The following is a 16,738-nucleotide window of genomic DNA, read 5'->3' as shown; positions in this document are numbered from 1 at the left end:
CGGCCCCGCGTCCGTTCACGTCGGCCGCACCACCGCCAGCAGCAGGCCGGGCTCCACCTGCTGTCCCGGCTCGGCGTGCAAGGAGACGAGGGTTCCCGCGGTCGGGGCCGAGATCTGGTGCTGCATCTTCATCGCCTCCAGCCAGATCAGGGGCTGGCCGGCGGTGACCGCGGCCCCTTCCGCCAGTCCTTCGGCGACGCGTACGACCGTGCCGGGCATCGGGGCCACCAGCGAGCCGGGAGCGAGCTGGGCGGCGGGGTCGGGGAAGCGGGGCAGCGCGATCAGCCGCTCGGCGTTGACGTGGACCTCGTCGCCGTACCGCGCCACCTGGAACCTGCGCCGCACGCCGTCCACTTCGAGGACGACGGTCCGCGCGTCGGCGTGTACGACCCGCACCCCGTCGGCGTCGAGGCCCCGCCGTGTCTGCCGGTAGCGCGCCTCGATCTCCTCCCCCGCCACCCGGTACCGCTTGGTCTGCGGCTGGGAGGGCACGTTGCGCCAGCCGCCGAAGCGGGAGCGGCCGTGGGCGTCGGCGAGGGCGGCGGCCAGCGGGGCGAGGGGGTCGGGGGCGGGGGTCGTGAGGGCGGCGAGGTGGCGGTCGTAGAAGCCGGTGTCCATGCGACCGGCCCCGAACTCCTCGTGGCGCAGGGAGCGGACGAGCAGGTCGCGGTTGGTGACCGGGCCGTGGACCGCCGCCGCCTCCAGGGCGCCCGCGAGCCGGCGGATCGCCTCCGCCCTGGTCGGGGCGTGGGCGACGAGCTTGGCGAGCATCGGGTCGTAGTGGACGCCGATGGTGTCGCCGTCGGTGTACCCGGTGTCGAGGCGGACGCCGGACGGTACGGCGAGCCGGTGCAGGGTGCCGGTCTGCGGGGCCCAGTCGCGGGCGGGGTCCTCGGCGTAGAGGCGTGCCTCGATCGCGTGGCCGCGCGGGGCGGGCGGCTCCTTCTCCAGGGCGTGGCCCTCGGCGACGCGGATCTGCTCGGCGACGAGGTCGAGCCCGAACACCGCCTCGGTCACCGGGTGTTCCACCTGGAGGCGGGTGTTCATCTCCAGGAAGTGCGCCCGCCCTTCGGCGACCAGGAACTCGACGGTGCCGGCGCCGACGTAGGAGACGGCGCGGGCGGCGCGTACCGCCAGCGCCCGCAGCTCCCGCGCGAGCCGTTCGGGGAGACCGGGCGCCGGGGCCTCCTCGACGACCTTCTGGTGGCGGCGCTGGAGGGAGCAGTCGCGGGTGCCGAGCGGCCAGACGGTGCCGTGGGTGTCGGCGAGGATCTGCACCTCGATGTGGCGGCCGTGCTCGATGTACGGCTCCACGAAGACCTCGCCGTCCCCGAACGCGCTCGCGGCCTCGGCGCGCGCCCCCTCCAGGGCGGCCTGGAGCTCGTCCAGGCGGCGCACGACGCGCATCCCGCGCCCCCCGCCGCCCGCCGCCGCCTTCACCAGCACCGGGAGGTCCCCCTGGGTGACCTCCCCCAGGGGTTCCAGGCCCATCAGCCGTTTGGCGCGCGTCTTGGAGGCCATGGCCTCGATGGCCTCCGGGGACGGCCCGATCCAGGTCAGGCCGGCGTCCAGGACCTCGCGGGCGAAGTCCGCGTTCTCGGAGAGGAAGCCGTAGCCGGGGTGCACGGCGTCGGCGCCGGCGGCCAGGGCGGCCTTCACGATCAGGTCGCCGCGCAGATAGGTGTCGGCGGGGGCCGCGCCCGGCAGCCGTACCGCCGTGTCCGCCAGGCGGGTGTGGAGGGCGTCCCCGTCGGCGTCCGAGTGCACGGCGACCGTGCGGATGCCCAGGTCGGCGCAGGTACGGAAGATCCGGCAGGCGATCTCGCCCCGGTTGGCGACCAGCAGTGTCTGGATCATGGACCTCACATCCGGAAGACGCCGAAGCCGCCGCGCGCGCCCTCGTAGGGGGCGGTGTGGATCGCGGAGAGGCACAGGCCGAGGACGGTGCGGGTGTCGCGGGGGTCGATGACGCCGTCGTCGTACAGCCGCCCGGACAGGAACAGGGGCAGCGACTCGGACTCGATCTGCTGCTCCACCATGGCGCGCAGGGCCGCGTCCGCGTCCTCGTCGTACGGCTGCCCCTTCGCCGCCGCCGACTGCCGCGCGACGATCGACAGCACGCCCGCCAGCTGCTGCGGGCCCATGACGGCGGACTTGGCGCTGGGCCAGGCGAACAGGAAGCGGGGGTCGTAGGCGCGGCCGCACATGCCGTAGTGCCCGGCACCGTACGACGCGCCCATCAGCACGGACAGATGCGGGACGCGGCTGTTGCTCACCGCGTTGATCATCATCGCCCCGTGCTTGATGATCCCGCCCTGTTCGTACTCCCTGCCGACCATGTACCCGGTGGTGTTGTGCAGGAAGAGCAGCGGGATGTCCCGCTGGTTGGCGAGCTGGATGAACTGGGCGGCCTTCTGCGACTCCTCGCTGAACAGCACGCCCCGCGCGTTGGCGAGGATGCCGACCGGGTAGCCGTGCAGGGCCGCCCAGCCGGTCACCAGGCTGGTTCCGTACAGCGGTTTGAACTCGTCGAAGTCGGAGGCGTCCACGATCCGGGCGACGACCTCGCGCGGATCGAAGGGGATCTTGAGGTCGTCGGGGACGATGCCGAGCAGTTCCTCGGGGTCGTACCTGGGCGGCTCTGCCGGGTCCGGATCGGCGGTCGCCTTGCGGTGGTCGAGCCTGGCGACCACCCGCCGCGCCTGCCGCAGGGCGTCCCTCTCGTCCACGGCGAAGTAGTCGGCGAGTCCGGAGACGCGGGCGTGCATCTCGGCGCCGCCCAGGGACTCGTCGTCGCTCTCCTCGCCGGTGGCCATCTTCACCAGCGGCGGCCCGCCGAGGAACACCTTGGCCCGCTCCTTGACCATGATCACGTGGTCGGACATGCCGGGGACGTAGGCACCGCCGGCGGTGGAGTTGCCGAAGACGACCGCGATGGTCGGGATACCTGCGGCCGAAAGCCTCGTGAGATCGCGGAAGATGGCGCCGCCGGGGATGAAGATCTCCTTCTGCGACGGCAGATCGGCCCCGCCCGACTCCACCAGGCTGATGCAGGGCAGCCGGTTGGCGAGCGCGATGTCGTTGGCGCGCAGGGCCTTCTTCAGACTCCACGGATTGCTGGCGCCGCCGCGCACGGTCGGGTCGTTCGCGGTGATCAGGCACTCCACGCCCTCGACCACCCCGATACCGGTGACGAGGGACGCGCCGACGGTGTACTCGCTGCCCCAGGCGGCCAGCGGGGACAGCTCCAGGAACGGGGTGTCCGGGTCGAGGAGCAGCTCGACGCGTTCGCGGGCGAGCAGTTTGCCGCGCTCGCGGTGCCGTTGCACGTACTTCTCACCGCCGCCCGCGAGCGCCCTGCCGTGTTCCGCCGCCAGCTCGGCGAGCTTGGCGAGCATGGCCTCGCGGTGGGCCGTGTAGTCGGGGTGGTGGGTGTCCAGGGCCGTGTCGAGGACGGTCACAGGAGGGCCTCCGGGATGTCCAGGTGGCGGGAGCGCAGCCATTCGCCGAGGGCCTTGGCCTGCGGGTCGAAACGGTGCCGGGAGGCGACACCGGCGCCGAGGATGCCGGTGACGACGAAGTTCAGGGCGCGCAGGCCCGGCAGGAGGTGGCGGGTGACGGGCAGCTCGCGGCTCTCGGGGAGCAGCTCCCGGAATCTGTCGGTGGTCAGCTCGTGCGCGAGCCATCGCCACGCCTCGTCGGTGCGGGCCCAGACCCCCACGTTGGCGTTCCCGCCCTTGTCCCCGCTGCGGGCGCCGGCGACGAGACCGAGGGGGGCGCGGCGGGTGGCACCGGGCGGGAGCGGCGCGGGCAGGTCCGCGGGGGGCGCCTCCTCCAGGGGGCGCGTCTCGGGCGGCGGGGGAACCCGTACGGGGCGTCCCTCGGGGAGGACGGCCGTGTGGGCCACGCCCTCCTGGGGCACGTACGCGTCCTCGAAGACCCCGTACGGGTCGCCCTTGCCGGGCGGCGCCTGCACATGGAACCCGGGGTAGCTGGACAGCGCCAGCTCGATGGCCGCCCCGCTCAGCGCCCGCCCCACGACCTGCTGGTCAGGGTCCCGTACGACGAGACGCAGCAGGGCGCTCGCGGTCTCCTCGGTGTCGGCGTCGGGGCGGTCGGTGCGCACGAGTTCCCAACGGACCTCCGCGGGCGGTGACTTGGCGAGCTGTGGCGCCAGCTGGTCCCTGATCAGGTCGGCCTTGGCCTCGATGTCGAGCCCCGTGAGCACGAACACGACCTCGTTGCGGAAGCCGCCGAGCCGGTTGAGGCCGACCTTGAGGGTCGGCGGGGGCGCCTCCCCGCGCACCCCCTCGATCCGCACCCGGTCCGGTCCGTCCTGGCTCAGCCGGACGCTGTCCAGGCGGGCGGTCACGTCGGGCCCGGCGTACCGCGCGCCACCGGTCTCGTAGAGCAGCTGGGCGGTGACCGTGCCGATGTCCACGAATCCCCCGGTGCCGGGGTGCTTGGTGATGACGCTGCTGCCGTCGGCGTGGATCTCGGCGAGCGGGAAGCCGGGGCGCCGTACGTCGCCGTCCCGGAAGAACGCGTAGTTCCCGCCGGTCGCCTGCGTCCCGCACTCCAGCACGTGTCCGGCGACGACGGCTCCGGCGAGCCGGTCGAGGTCCCCCGGCCCCCAGCCGAAACGGGCGGCGGCGGGCCCGGTGACGAGGGCCGCGTCGGTGACCCGCCCGGTGACGACGATGTCCGCGCCGGCCCGCAGGCACTCGGCGATGCCGAAGCCGCCGAGGTAGGCGTGGGCGGCGAGGGTGCCGGGGTGGGCGGCGGTGAGGTCGTCGCCCTCGACATGGGCGACACGGAGGGGGATGCCGAGCCGGTCGCTCAGCTCGCGCACCCTGGCCGCGAGTCCGGCCGGGTTGAGCCCGCCCGCGTTGGTGACGATCCGCACCCCGTGCTCCCGGACGAGGCCGAGGCAGTCCTCCAACTGGCGCGGGAACGTGCGGGCGTACCCGGCGCCGGGGTCCTTCAGCCGGTCGCGGGCGAGGATCAGCATGGTCAGTTCGGCGAGGTAGTCGCCGGTGAGGACGTCGAGTTCGCCGCCGGTGAGCATCTCGCGCAGGGCGTCGAAACGGTCGCCGTAGAAGCCGGAGAAGTTTCCTATGCGCAGGGGGTTCACCGGCCGGACCCCTCCGCCGGGCCTCCTGATGCCCCGCTCGGCTCCCGGCCGCCTCCCGGCGGCCCCGCGAAGGCCTGGGCGATGTCCAGCCAGCGGTCGGCGTCCGGGCCCTCGGCGGTCAGGGCGAGGTCGTCGCGGTGCGCCCGCTGGGTGACGAGGAGGCAGAAGTCGAGGGCCGGGCCGGTGACGCGCTGCGGGGCGTCCTCGGGGCCGTAGGCCCACATCTCCCCGCCGGGCGCGGTGAGCCGGACGTGGAACTCCTCGGCGGGCGGGGTGAGTCCGTGGACGGTGTAGGCGAAGTCCCGGGTCCGGACGCCGAGTCGGGCGACATGGCGGAGGCGGTCGGTGGGGGTGGGGGCGACACCGAGCGCGTCGGCGACGTCCAGGCTGTGGGCCCAGGTCTCCATCAGGCGGGCGGTGGCCATGGAGGCCACGGCCATCGGCGGGCCGAACCAGGGGAAGCGGGCGCCGGGTTCGGCCGAGCGCAGGGCCCGGTCGAGCGCGTCGCGCCCGGACCGCCAGGTCGCGAGAAGCTCGGCGGGCGGCAGCCCCGCGTTCTCCTCGGCCCCCTCGTCCACGAAGGAGCCGCCACTGGCCAGCGCCTTCATGGCCAGTGCGCGGAACGCGTCCGCGTCGGTGACGGCGGCCAGCGCGGCGCGGTCGGTCCAGGCGAGGTGGGCGATCTGGTGGGCGACGGTCCAGCCGGGCGCGGGGGTGGCGAGCGCCCATCGCTCGGGCGCCAACCGGTCCACCAGCCGGTCCAGTTCTTCGCTCTCGGCACGCAGGTCGTCGATGACGGGCGTCGGGTCGGCCATGAGGGGAGCATGGCAGTGGCTCTGGAAACAATCAAGCGTGCTTGCATGATTTATTGAGCCGGCCTTCCGGGGGGTTGGTCGGGGGGCGGGGCGCGGCCGGGGCGGGGGTCGGGTGGGCCGAGGGCGCCGGTTGGGACGGGGATCGGGGGGCCGGGGGCGCCGGTCGGGGAGGGTTCCGGGGTCGAGCAAGGGCGGGTAGGGAGGCGATCGGAGGCGGGGCGGGGATGGTGCCGGGGTCGGCGCGCGGGGCCGGGGTCGGCGCGCGGGGCCGTGGACGGGACCGGGACCGGAGCGGGCCGAGGCCGGGATCGGGGCCGGGATCGGAGGGGGCCGAGGCCGGGATCGGGGCCGGGATCGGAGGGATCCGGGGCCGGGGCCCGGTCGGGCCGAAAGACGGAACGGTGCGGGCCGGGAGCGAACCGGGGCGGCCCGTGAGCGAACCGGGGCGGTCCGTGAGCGAACCGGGGCGGCCCGGGGCGGCCCGGGGGAAGCGACCGGTCAGGCCAGGAGCGAGGCGAGGGTCTCCGTGAAGGAGCGCGCCGAGTACGCGGCGTGCTCGCGGATCCGCTCGGCCACCGCGGCCGCTCCCCCGCCCTCCACGAGCCGCCCGATCCGCTCGGCCCGCCGCTCGTGCCCCTCGGGGGTGTCGGGAACCGTGGGGAGGTAGAAGTCGCCCGCGTCGTACGCCATGTGCAGGACGTGCTTCTTGACGTCGCTGAGCGTCAGGTAGTCGTCGTCGGTCGTCGGCACGGGTTCGGGCGCCCCGACGCAGACCACCGGGGTGCCGGCGCCCCAGGCGTTGACGCACAGGTGGTAGGTGTCGGTGATGACGAGGCGATAGCGCGGCAGGGCGCCGAGCAGGTCGCCGACGGTGGGGGCGCCGGGCCGGGTGGGGAGGTGGCCGACCGCCGCCGGGACGTTCCCCTCGAACCACGGCAGCCACTCCAGGGGCGCGTCGAACCGCTCGGCGAGCCGTTGGCAGAAGCCGGGCAGCCACTCGGGGATCCTCGTGCGTGCGCCGAGGAACACCCCGATCGCGCCACCGTCCGGGAGGTCCTGGGACCAGGGGGTGACCGGGAGGTGGTCGAGGTCGCCGGGACGGTTCAGCAGGGCCGCGTCCGAACCGAAGTGGTCGGTCGTACGGTCCCCGCGCAGATGTGCCAGCTTGGCCGCCGACAGCGGATCGCGCACCCAGACCCGGTGGCTGCGCGTCATCAGCCGCGTGAACAGGGGGCCGTACTCCTTGTCCTCGTAGTCGGACTGCGTGTTGTGCAGGATCGTGCCGCCGTAGCTGAGGGTGCGCTCCAGCAGGTCGTCCGGCTGGTCGGCGAGCAGCAGCGTCCGGTTGAGCAGGGCCCGTGCGGCACCCCGGTCGCCTGCGATCCCGTAGTCGAGGAGGCGGTTGGCGGCGTCCTGGGCGAGGTAGTGCCGGGTGTGCAGGAAGTCGCCCCAGAAGACGACGGCGTCGTGCTCGCGGAGGCTGTCGACCTCGTCGATCAACGACCGGAACCGGAAGGGGAGTTCGGCACCGCGCACGCCCGTCCGCAGCCCCCGCAGCGGCACGGTCTGCGGCAGGTGCAGGGTGTACCAGCTCGCCTCGACCCCGTCGCCCGTCCGCCGCCGCATCGCCTCGAAGGCCAGGTCGACGGTCAGCATCCCGGTGTTGCGGTAACCGATGTTGGGCGCGGTGATGACGGCGACACGTGCCATGCGTTCGTATTCCCCTGCCTGTAGCCGACGCCTCGACGGACGCCGCGAACCCTCCCCGCCAACGTACACATCCGCCCCGGCCCCGACGCGGCCCGCCCTTCCCCGTCCGGCCGGTCCGGCACCCCGGACGGGCGTGGTGCACCGCCGTCGGCGCGGGGAGTGCGGTCGGTGCGTACCTTCGGCGAACCCGCACCTTCGGCGGGCCTGCGGAGGTTCGACGTGTACGACACCGCCGCACGGTCCGTCAGCTCGGCCGTCCCGTTCCGTCCCGTCCCGTTCCGGTACGTCCGGCCGGCCGAGCCGGATCTGATGACCCGGCTCGCCGGGATGCGGTTGCGCTGACCGACGGGCTCGTGGTGACCGGCCCGCTCCGGTCCGACGACCGCCCGCGACCGAGACCCCTCACGCCTCCGGAACCGGCGCCTTCGCCCGACCCACCTGCGTACGCACCGCGCCGATGCTCGCCGCGATGACCAGGGCGATCGCGGCGGCCTCCGTGGCGGAGAGGGACTGGCCGAGGATGAGGAAGCCGGCGGTGGCCGCGAGGGCCGGGTCGAGGCTCATCAGGATGGCGAAGGTGGCGGCGGGAAGGTCGCGCAGGGCGAGGAGTTCGAGGGTGTAGGGCAGGACCGAGGAGAGGACGGCCACCGCCGCGCCGAGACCGACCGTGGTGGGCACGATCAGGCGGCCGCCGGACGAGGCGATGCCCAGCGGGAGCACGAGCAGCGCCGCGACCGCCATGGCCAGCGCCAGCCCGTCCGCCTGCGGGAAGCGACGGCCCGTACGAGCGCTGAAGACGATGTACGCCGCCCACATCACGCCCGCGCCCAGCGCGAAACCCACCCCCGCGGGGTCCAGCCCGCTGAAGCCCCCGCCGCCGAGCAGGAACACGCCCCCCAGGGCGAGCGCCGCCCACACCACGTTGACCAGGCGGCGGGAGGAGACCACGGACAGGGCCAGCGGGCCGAGCACTTCGAGGGTGACGGCGGGGCCGAGCGGGATGCGGGCCACCGCCTCGTAGAACAGGCTGTTCATGCCGCCCAGGGCGATGCCGAAGGCGATCACCGTGCCCCAGTCGGCGCGCGAGTGGCCGCGCAGCCGGGGGCGGCAGAACAGCAGGAGGACCACCGCCGCGGCGACCAGCCTGAGCGTCACCACGCCCAGCGCGCCGGCCCTTGGCATCAGCGTCACCGCGAGGGCGCCGCCGAACTGCACCGACACCCCGCCGGCCAGCACCAGTCCGACCGGTCCGAGCGAGCCGAAACGGCCCGGACCGCGCGGGGGGACGGGCGTCGTCGCGGACGACCCGGAGGTGGCGCTGGGGGTGTTGACGGTGCTCACGGCGGTCCCGGTGCTCGGCTCGGTTCGTGTACAGCTCCCTGTACCATGGAGTCCAGGATAGGAGACCCTGTCAGGAGTGTGAACCGTTTTAGGGTCTGTCCTGGATGCTGAGATACCCCTTTCCGGATGCCGGGCCGCCCCCATGCGCCGATCCTTCCCCTGGGCGGCGATGCCTCAGCGGCGCGCCATGTACACATCGAGCGCCTTGTGCAGCAGGCGGTTCAGCGGGAAGTCCCACTCGCCCACGTACTCCACCGCCCCGCCGCCCGCGCCCACCTTGAAGCGCAGCAGCCCGAGGAGGTGGTTGGACTCCTCCAGGGTGTCGGTGATGCCCCGGAAGTCGTAGACGTGGGCACCCAGCTCATGGGCGTCGCACATCATGCGCCACTGCATCGCGTTGTTGGGCTGCACCTCCCGCTTGCGGCTGGTGGAGGCGCCGTACGAGTACCAGACATGGCCCCCCACGATCAGCATCGTGGCCGCGGCGAGCACCTCCGCGTCGTGCTGCGCGAGGTACAGCCGCATCCGGTCGGGGTCCTCGGCGGTGAGCGCCGTCCACATCCGCTGGAAGTACGACAGCGGACGCGGGATGAAACGGTCCCGCTCCGCCGTCTCCGCGTACAGCTCGTAGAAGGCCGGCAGGTCCTCGTAGCCTCCCCGTACGACCTTCACCCCCGCCTTCTCGGCCTTCTTGATGTTGCGCCGCCACTGCTGGTTGAGCCCGCGGTGGATGTCCTCCAGCGACCGCCCGGCGTACGGCACCTGGCAGACGTACCGGGGCTGTCCGGCGGCGAAGCCGTCCTCGGCGCCGGGCTCCGTCTGCCGCCAGCCCATGCCGCGCAGCCGGTCGGCGAGCGCGAGCGCCCCCGGCTCCTCGGAGGTCGGCGGCGCGTCCCGCAGCCGGTGCGCGTCCGGGTCGGCGATGGCCGCCTTGACCGCCTCGGGGCTCCACCGCCGCACGACGACGGGCGGTCCCATCTTCACCGAGAAGGCACCCAGGCGCTTGAGGTGGGCCAGCATCGGGTCCAGCCACCGCTCCAGGTCGGGCGCGTCCCAGTCGATGACCGGGCCCTCCGGGAGGTACGCCAGGTACCGCTTCACCTTGGGCAGCGGTCTGAGCAGCACCAGCCCCACCCCGACGAGCCGTCCGTCCGCCTCGAACCATCCGAGGCTCTCCGCCCGCCAGTCCGGCTTCACATCCCCCCAGGACGGCAGCTGGAGGTGGCTGGCCGAGGGACGGGCCGCCACGAAGGCGAGATGTTCGGCCCGGGTGACCGGACGGACGGTGAGGCTCATAGGCGTGGCTCCTTCACGGTTCGCTGATCACCTCACCCTATGGAACCAGCCGTCGGGTGCCGGGCCGTCACCTTCCCTGCCCCGTGTCCCCGTCCGGCGTCCTCGCCTTCTGCGCCGTCTCCAGCGCCTCGGCCAGCACCTCCGCCAGGTGGCGTCCGCGGGTCCCGGCCAGTTGCTCCAGCTGGGTGCGGCAGGAGAAGCCGTCGGCCAGGACCACCGTCTCCGGCGCCGCCTCGCGCAGCGCGGGGAGGAGCTGGTCCTCCGCACAGGCCCGGGAGACCTCGAAGTGTCCCTTCTCGAAGCCGAAGTCGCCCGCCAGGCCGCAGCAGCCGCCGGAGAGGTCCCCGGTGAGGCCGGCGGACTCGCGCAGCCGGCGGTCCGGGGCGTCGCCGAGCACCGCGTGCTGGTGGCAGTGGGTCTGGCCGGCGACGGGACGGTCCACGGCGGGCGGGGTCCAGTGCGGGGCGTGCCGCTCCAGGGCCTCGGCGAAGGTGAGGACGGCGGAGGCGAGCCGGGCCGCGCGGGGGTCGTCGTGCAAAAGTTCCGGGAGGTCGGTGCGCAGAGCCGCCGCGCAGCTCGGTTCCAGCACGACGACCGGGACCCCCGCGCGCAGCACCGGCTCCAGCAGATCCAGCGTGCGGCGCAGCACCTTGCGGGCGCGGTCGAGCTGGCCGGTGGACAGGTACGTCAAGCCGCAACAGACGCGGCGGGGCAGCAGCGGGGCACGCGTACGGGTGGCCGGGTGGGCGGCCTTCGCGCTCCGGCGCGGCGGCGCCGCCGGAGGGAGGGTCACCCGCAGGCCCGCGGCCTCCAGCACGCGGACCGCCGCGCGGCCGACCGACGGGGAGAGGTGCTCGGTGAAGGTGTCCGGCCAGAGGACCACCAGGTCTCCGGCGGACCCGGCCCGAGCGGGCTTTCGACGCCGCCACCAGCCGGTGAAGGTCTTCGAGGCGAGCCGGGGAAGTCGCCGCTCGGGCGCGATCCCCCCGAGGCGTTTCGCGGCGGCCGCCAGGGGCGGGACGGAGGCGAGCGCGTTCAGCAGGGGAGCCGTACGCGTGCGGGCGATCCAGCGCAGCCACTCGGGAAGGCGGCCCATGCTGTAGTGGGCGGCGGGGCGGCGGCGACCGGCGTAGTGGTGGTACAGGAACTCGGCCTTGTAGGTGGCCATGTCCACGCCGACCGGGCAGTCCGTGCGACAGCCCTTGCAGGAGAGGCACAGGTCGAGGGCGTCGCGGACCTCGGGGGACCGCCAGCCGTCGGTGATCAGCTCCCCCGCCAGCATCTCGTGCAGCAGCCGGGCCCGGCCCCGGGTGGAGTGCTCCTCCTCGCCGGTCGCCCGGAAGGACGGGCACATCACGGCGGGGCCGGCCGCCGTGGCCGTACGGCACTTGGCCACGCCGACGCAGCGGCGGACGGCCGCGCGGAAGTCGCCGCCGTCGGCCGGGTAGCCGAAGGCCACGTCCACGGGCTCGCCCGGCAGCACCGCGAAGCGCAGGTTTGCGTCGAGCGGGGCTGGGCGGACCAGCATGCCGGGGTTGAGCAGGTCGTCCGGGTCCCAGACGGCCTTGGCGCGCTCGAAGAGCCGCACCGTCTCGGCGCCGTACATCCGCGGCAGCAGCTCGGCGCGGGCCTGGCCGTCGCCGTGCTCCCCGGACAGCGAGCCGCCGTGCGCCACGACCAGGTCGGCCAGCTCCTGCGAGAAGAGCCGGAAACGGCCGACGCCGGCCTTGGTGAGCAGGTCGAAGTCGATGCGGACGTGGATGCAGCCGTCGCCGAAGTGGCCGTAGGGGGTGCCGCGCAGGCCGTGGGCGGACAGCAGGGCGCGGAAGTCGCGCAGGTAGGCGCCGAGCCGGGCGGGCGGCACCGCGCAGTCCTCCCAGCCGGGCCATGCCTCCGAGCCGTCCGGCATCCGCGTGGCCGTACCGCTCGCGTCCTCGCGGATGCGCCAGAGCGTGCGCTGCGCGGCGAGGTCGGTGACCACGAGGGCGTCCACGACATCGGCCGCGCGGACGATCGCCTCGGCACGGGCACGCGCCTGCGCCGGCGTGTGTCCGCCCGTCTCCACGAAGAGCCAGGCACCGCCCTCGGCCAGCCCCGCTCCCGGGGGTACCAGGTCGGCGGCCATGCCCTCCACCGTCAGCGGGCCGTGCGGCAGCAGACCGGCGGCGGCCTCAGCGGCGGCGCTCTCGTCGCCGTACCCCAGCACCGCCAGCGCGCGGGCGCGCGGTGCCTCGACCAGGCGCACCACCGCCTCGGTGAGGATGCCGAGCGTGCCCTCGGAGCCGCAGAAGGAGCGGGCCACGTCGGCGCCCTTCTCGGGCAGCAGCGCGTCCAGCGCGTACCCGGAGATCCGGCGGGGCAGGTCCGGGAAGCCGGTGCGCAGCCGGGCCAGCTCGCCCTGTGCCAGCTCCCGCAGCCCCTCGGGCGCGCCGGCCCACTCCGGTCCGAGTCGCAGCGACCGGCCGCGCGCGGTGAGCACGGCCAGCTCCGCGATGTTGTCGGCGGTCGTCCCCCAGGCCACCGAATGGGAGCCGCAGGAGTTGTTGCCGATCATGCCACCGAGGGTGCAGCGGCTGTGTGTGGACGGATCGGGGCCGAAGCGCAGGCCGTGCGGGGCGGCGGCGCGCTGGAGGCTGTCGAGGACCAGGCCGGGCTGCACGAGCGCCGTGCGCGAGCCCGGGTCCAGTTCCAGAAGGCCGTTCATGTGGCGCGTGAAATCCAGTACGACGCCTGTGCCGGTGGCCTGTCCGGCGATCGACGTACCCCCGCCGCGCGCCACGACGGGCACCCCGTGCGCCCGGCACACGTCGAGGACCGCCGCCACGTCCTCGGCGTCCCGCGGGGCGACCACTCCGGCGGGGACGCGCCGGTAGTTGGAGGCGTCCATGGTCATGAGCGCGCGGGCGGCGGTGTCGAAGCGGACCTCGCCGCGGAGACGCGCGCGCAGTTCCGTCTCGACACGCGTGACCCGATCCATCTCTCCCGCCCTCGCCCGACCCGTCCGCCCCGCCCGGCCCGACCACCCTGCCGGGCCCATCCGGCCCATCCGGCCCATCCGATCCGTCATGCGCCCAGGATGCATCCGATCACCGACCGTCATCGCGAGTTATCCACAGCCTCGCCCCGATCGTCATACAAGCTCACGCGTCATCGTCGTACGACACGACAAGTCCGTGTGCTGGCGTTCTTGTCTCATCCGACGGACACGGTTCCGTCCCGTTTCGCCCACCGGATACCCTCCGAGTCGTGGCCGACATCCAGATTCCCGCTGACATCAAGCCCGCCGACGGACGTTTCGGCGCGGGCCCCTCCAAGGTGCGGACCGAGGCGCTCGACGCCCTCGCCGCCACCGGAAGCTCCCTGCTCGGCACCTCCCACCGCCAGGCGCCCGTCAAGAACCTGGTCGGTAAGGTCCGCGAGGGGATCTCCGAGCTGTTCTCCCTCCCCGAGGGCTACGAGGTCGTCCTCGGCAACGGCGGCTCCACCGCCTTCTGGGACATCGCCACCCACGGACTGATCGAGAGCAAGTCCCAGCACCTCAGCTTCGGCGAGTTCTCCTCCAAGTTCGCCAAGGCCGCGAAGCTCGCGCCCTGGCTGGCCGAGCCGACGGTGATCTCCACCGACCCGGGCACCCACCCGGAGGCGCGGGCCGAGGCGGGCGTCGACGTGTACGCCTTCACCCACAACGAGACGTCCACCGGTGTCGCCATGCCCATCCAGCGGGTGGCCGGCGCCGACGAGGGTTCCCTCGTCCTGGTGGACGCGACCTCCGGCGCTGGCGGCCTGCCGGTCGACATCGCCGAGACCGACGTGTACTACTTCGCCCCGCAGAAGTCCTTCGCCTCCGACGGCGGGCTGTGGATCGGCGTCTTCTCCCCGGCCGCGATCGAGCGCGCGGAGCGGATCCACGCGTCGGGCCGCCACGTCCCGGAGTTCTTCTCGCTGCCCACGGCGATCGACAACTCCCGCAAGAACCAGACGTACAACACCCCGGCCCTCGCCACGCTCTTCCTGCTCAACCAGCAGCTCGAGTGGCTCAACGGCCAGGGCGGCCTGGACTTCGCGGTCCGCCGCACCGCCACGTCCGCGCGCACGCTGTACAACTGGGCCGAGGACGTCAAGTTCGCCAGCCCCTTCGTCACCGACCCGGCGAAGCGCTCCGCGGTCATCGGCACCATCGACTTCTCCGACGACATCGACGCCGCCGCCGTCGCCAAGGTCCTGCGCGCCAACGGCATCGTCGACACGGAGCCCTACCGCAAGCTCGGCCGCAACCAGCTGCGCGTCGCCATGTTCCCGGCGATCGACCCGGCGGATGTCGAGGCCCTGACGAAGTGCATCGACTACGTCATCGAGAAGCTCTGACGCCTCGGGTACGACGGTGAGGGGCGCCCGGCGGATCCGCCGGGCGCCCCCCGTCGTCAGACGGACCCGCTGCCCCGCTCTCCGTCCCCGGCGAACAGCTCCTCGGCGCTTGCCACGGTCAGGGACCGGTCGAGCCAGGTCTCCAGCATCTCCAACCGGGCACAGGCCATGACACGCTCCCGGACGGACTCGGAAACCTCGATACCCCGTGCGCCGAGGACCCGGAGAACGGCCTTGGCCTCCCCCTTGGCCTCCCCCTTGGCCTCACCGTCGGCATGAACCTTGCGCCACGCCTCCTCCATCACGGTGTTGTTGCCGGGGAAGATCGGGGTGTACGTGGCCATCAACTTCCTCCAGTAGTCACGGGCCGGGCCCTCGCCCAGTCCCACCTCGATGATTTCCGCCCAGTCCTGGTGGGGGCCCACCACCGGCCCGACCTCGTCCAGTATCGCAAGAAGACCCGGATCCTTGGCGTGGGCGAGCACGGAGAACGCGGTGGCGGGAACGTCCTTCGCCGCTTCCTCCGCATCCGTGATCGCAGGCAGGGTCTTCGGCCCCAGCACCAGGGGGAAGACCTGCATGCTGGTGTGGAATCCGCTTCCGACGCTGATGGGTTCCGCCGCCCATGACGCCGTCGCCTTGTCCTGGCACACCACCAAAAGGACGGGCGGGAGCCGGTACTTGGCGTACATGTACGCCAAGTAGTACGTCCAGCTGTTGTGCTTGTCCGGGTCCGGCCTGCCCTGTGACTCGACCGCGAGTAGAAAGCCACCCTCGTCACCGACCGTGCGCACTCGGAAGAGGCTGTCGACCCGCCGTTCCAGCGGTCTGATCTCGGTGAGGTCGGTGTTCAGGGGCTCGATCGAGGCGTAGTCGGGAAACGCGATGCCCGCCCGCGGCAGGAGCCGGGCGAAAAGGTCCGGCTCCTTGCGGAAGATCTGGTGCAGGGTGTCGTGCGGCGAACTGACCATACGAAGGAACGTAGTTACGCGAGCGCGACCCGCGCTGCCCTACGGCGGCGAAGTCCACCGGACGGGTGAATATTCCGTGGGAATATGCCCGCAGGGCTGGGGCCCCGGCGCGCCTCGCCCTCGTCCGGTCGGCTCACCCGTTGCGCCGTCGCAGCCGTCCCACGCCGAGCAGGGCCGCCACCACGGCGACGAGCGCCACCGCGCCCAGTGTGACGTTCGAGCCGCCGGTCACCGGGTTGGCCGAGGAGCCGGCTCCGGGGGACGGGGAGGACTTCGGGCCGTCCGGGGCGTCCTTCGCGACCACCGCGCTGTCGGCGCCCTCGCTGCTGTACAACAGCTTGGTGCCGTCGGCCGAGTAGGTGATGCCCTCGCCCTGGCCCTGGAGGGGGACGTCGAGCGTGGAGAGGCGCCGAAGGCGGGCGTTGTTCCAGGAGTAGTAGATGCCGCCGAGGTAGCCCCGGACGGCGAGGTGGTCGCCGTCCGGGGAGAAGGTGGCGTCGGTGGCCCAGAGGTCGACGGGGGCGACCGGCCTGAAGATGTTGGCGCCGGTGGTGGAGAGGTCGGCGGGGCCCTCGTAGAGGTGGCCGCCGTCCTCCTTCTTGTCGATGATGTAGACCCGGCCGGTCCGGGGGTGGACGACCATCGACTCGGCGTTGCGGGGGCCGTCGGAGTACTTCACGACGTACTGGGTGGCCGTGACCGTCTGGTCCCGGAGGACCTTCGGCTCGGGGAGGCGGTAGATCCACACGTAGGGCCAGCGGCCGTCGTAGTTGTCGCCGATGTCGCCGACGTAGATCTCGTCGTGCGGCCCGATCGAGATCGCCTCGACGTCGCGCGGGGTGCCCACGCCCCGCAGCGTCACCCGGGCCACCGTCCTGCCGGTCGCGCCGTCCACGGCGTAGATGTACGGGCCGTCGCCGCTGTCGTTGTGCGTCCAGTAGATGCCCGGGTGCAGGTGGGACGCGGCCAGGCCGCTGGACTCCGTGATCCTCGGGTCCCTGATCGTGAATCCCGTGTCCCCGGCGCCCTCCGCGGCGGACGCGGGCAGCGCGCAGGCGCCCGCGAGCAGGACGGCGGCAAGGACGGCGAACGGTCGGCGCATCCCC

12 protein-coding genes are annotated in these 16,738 nt (G+C 73.3%); 2 read left to right on the top strand and 10 right to left on the bottom strand.

Annotation, left to right across the window (positions count from 1 at the left end):
* Positions 1-15 precede the first annotated feature (15 nt).
* From QSK45_RS21365 to QSK45_RS21345, 5 genes are all read right to left on the bottom strand, one after another.
* Positions 16-1,857, bottom strand: coding sequence for an acetyl/propionyl/methylcrotonyl-CoA carboxylase subunit alpha (locus QSK45_RS21365; protein ID WP_285559243.1), 1,842 nt, complete (start codon positions 1,855-1,857; stop codon positions 16-18).
* Between the two features lie 5 nt (positions 1,858-1,862).
* A complete protein-coding gene (locus tag QSK45_RS21360; protein ID WP_285559241.1) occupies positions 1,863-3,461 on the bottom strand; it encodes an acyl-CoA carboxylase subunit beta in 1,599 nt (532 codons plus the stop codon).
* Positions 3,458-5,134, bottom strand: a complete 1,677-nt coding sequence (locus QSK45_RS21355) for an acyclic terpene utilization AtuA family protein (protein ID WP_285559238.1) — start codon at positions 5,132-5,134, stop codon at positions 3,458-3,460. Before QSK45_RS21355 ends, QSK45_RS21360 begins: the two co-directional genes overlap by 4 nt.
* Positions 5,131-5,949: a TIGR03084 family metal-binding protein gene (locus tag QSK45_RS21350; RefSeq protein WP_285559237.1), complete on the bottom strand. Its 819-nt coding sequence runs from the start codon at positions 5,947-5,949 to the stop codon at positions 5,131-5,133. Before QSK45_RS21350 ends, QSK45_RS21355 begins: the two co-directional genes overlap by 4 nt.
* A 498-nt stretch (positions 5,950-6,447) precedes the next feature.
* Positions 6,448-7,659: a polysaccharide pyruvyl transferase family protein gene (locus QSK45_RS21345; protein WP_285559235.1), complete on the bottom strand. Its 1,212-nt coding sequence runs from the start codon at positions 7,657-7,659 to the stop codon at positions 6,448-6,450.
* A gap of 168 nt (positions 7,660-7,827) precedes the next feature.
* On the opposite strand from QSK45_RS21345, the gene QSK45_RS38580 reads away from it, so the two are divergent.
* A complete protein-coding gene (locus QSK45_RS38580; protein WP_490993596.1) occupies positions 7,828-8,001 on the top strand; it encodes a hypothetical protein in 174 nt (57 codons plus the stop codon).
* A gap of 60 nt (positions 8,002-8,061) precedes the next feature.
* On the opposite strand, the gene QSK45_RS21335 is transcribed toward QSK45_RS38580, so the two are convergent.
* The 3 genes from QSK45_RS21335 to QSK45_RS21325 all read right to left on the bottom strand — a co-directional run bounded on the left by QSK45_RS21335 (position 8,062) and on the right by QSK45_RS21325 (position 13,273).
* On the bottom strand, positions 8,062-9,000 hold the full coding sequence (locus QSK45_RS21335) for an EamA family transporter (protein ID WP_285559233.1): 939 nt from the start codon (positions 8,998-9,000) through the stop codon (positions 8,062-8,064).
* A 174-nt stretch (positions 9,001-9,174) separates the two neighbouring features.
* Positions 9,175-10,296: a lipid II:glycine glycyltransferase FemX gene (locus QSK45_RS21330; protein WP_285559231.1), complete on the bottom strand. Its 1,122-nt coding sequence runs from the start codon at positions 10,294-10,296 to the stop codon at positions 9,175-9,177.
* 67 nt (positions 10,297-10,363) lie between these two features.
* Entirely contained in the window at positions 10,364-13,273 is a 2,910-nt protein-coding gene (locus tag QSK45_RS21325; protein ID WP_285559229.1) for an FAD-binding and (Fe-S)-binding domain-containing protein, read from the bottom strand.
* 269 nt (positions 13,274-13,542) lie between these two features.
* On the opposite strand from QSK45_RS21325, the gene serC reads away from it, so the two are divergent.
* Positions 13,543-14,661, top strand: coding sequence for a phosphoserine transaminase (gene serC / locus QSK45_RS21320; protein ID WP_285559227.1), 1,119 nt, complete (start codon positions 13,543-13,545; stop codon positions 14,659-14,661).
* Between the two features lie 56 nt (positions 14,662-14,717).
* Here serC and QSK45_RS21315 read toward each other — a convergent pair whose 3' ends face one another.
* Both QSK45_RS21315 and QSK45_RS21310 read right to left on the bottom strand, forming a co-directional pair.
* The gene (locus tag QSK45_RS21315) at positions 14,718-15,632 is read right to left on the bottom strand and encodes an RpnC/YadD family protein (protein WP_285559224.1); all 915 of its coding nucleotides are present in this window, start codon (positions 15,630-15,632) and stop codon (positions 14,718-14,720) included.
* A gap of 133 nt (positions 15,633-15,765) precedes the next feature.
* Positions 15,766-16,734, bottom strand: coding sequence for a WD40 repeat domain-containing protein (locus QSK45_RS21310; protein WP_285559222.1), 969 nt, complete (start codon positions 16,732-16,734; stop codon positions 15,766-15,768).
* Positions 16,735-16,738 lie beyond the last annotated feature (4 nt).

Origin of the sequence: Streptomyces hygroscopicus subsp. hygroscopicus, from assembly GCF_030269125.1 — a bacterium.
GTDB lineage: Bacteria > Actinomycetota > Actinomycetes > Streptomycetales > Streptomycetaceae > Streptomyces > Streptomyces hygroscopicus_C.
This window is presented reverse-complemented; position numbering and strand designations above follow the sequence as displayed.